Here is a 1300-nt window from a genome sequence, read left to right as displayed (position 1 = left end):
TCGGGGACGCCTCCCCCCATCCGGCCCGTCCACTCTCGTCCAGTATCTGTACTACGATCTCTTCTTTTTCACTCGTCTCACCGAGAGACGTCTTAAACGGATGGGGGAGCTTTATCGGATAACTGTAAACACGGACTTCCGATATGACCATTATGCCTCCTCGCCTTACTATAGCAGAACCGAGAGAAATTGTGAAGCATCCTAATGCTTAGTCCACGAGTGTCTCGACCTGGTGTGTTGCGAACAGCCCTCCGATTCCGCCGGTGTGAAGGAAAACGACCACGTCATCCCGGGAGAAGGAGCCGCGATGGACGAGGTCGATCAGTCCGGACATCGCCTTGCCGGTATACACTGGATCAAGGATGATCCCTTCTTCGCTTGCCACGAGCCGCACAGCCTCCCTCATCGCGTCGGTCGGTTTTCCGTAACCTTCTCCGATGTACTCATCGTAGACGACGGCTGCGTCCTGAAGTGCATCTTCTTCGATCCGCAACTCGAGAAACGCCGCTGCCTCCCTCAGATTGCGCCGGATCCTTTCCTCAAGTTTGTCCCGTTTCTCAGAGACGCTCATTCCTAGGACCTTGATCTCACCCTGCCCGTACAGGATCGAACCGAGGACTAACCCGGTTTGCGTTCCGCTCGTTCCGCACGCGGTAACTATGTAGTTCGGGGCGAGGTTCATAGCCCGAAGTTGTCCCACGATCTCGTACACGCACCCGGCGTAGCCGAGGGCACCGTGGATCGCCTTGCATCCGTTCGGAATGTAGTAGGGGACTTCACCTCGTTTCCGTAGTTCCGCCATCAAGCGGTCGACCTCGTTCTGCAACAGGGATTCGAACTCCTCCTTGCCGGAGTCGGATGGGACTGCTACATACCTGATCTCCTCCACTCCCAGCAGCCTGTCCAGAAACAGGTTTCCGCTCGGCTGATGCGGCTTGTCTCCCTTCAGGATCAGAAACGTCTTCATCCCGAGTCGGTTGGCGGCGGCTGCGGTCAACTGGGCATGATTGCTCTGGACCGCACCGGTGGTGACGACGGCAGTCGCACCGAGTTCCATCGCCTCTGCGAGCGCGTACTCCAACTTGCGCAGCTTATTTCCCCCCGTTCCCAAACCGGTTAGATCATCTCGCTTGATGAAGAGGCGCGGTCCCCCCAGCACCTTTTCCAGGTTGGCCATCTCTTGGAGTGGAGTGGGGAGCTCTCCTAAGCGTACACGCTTCACTGCGCCGATCTGCATAATATCCTCCTTTCACCTTCGATTATAAAAGAAATCGCCCCGACCATATGGCCGGGGCGACGC

The 1300-nt window shown here is 57.1% G+C and carries 1 protein-coding gene; it reads right to left on the bottom strand.

Going from position 1 to position 1300, the window contains the following annotated elements; translation table 11 throughout:
- Nucleotides 1–208 precede the first annotated feature (208 nt).
- Nucleotides 209–1237, bottom strand: coding sequence for a D-cysteine desulfhydrase family protein (locus tag J7J55_01620; protein ID MCD6141402.1), 1029 nt, complete (start codon nt 1235–1237; stop codon nt 209–211).
- Nucleotides 1238–1300 lie beyond the last annotated feature (63 nt).

It is taken from the genome of Candidatus Bipolaricaulota bacterium (assembly GCA_021159055.1).
GTDB lineage: Bacteria > Bipolaricaulota > Bipolaricaulia > UBA7950 > UBA9294 > S016-54.
The sequence above is the reverse complement of the archived record's forward strand: the minus strand, read 5'-3'. Positions and strand labels throughout refer to the sequence as shown.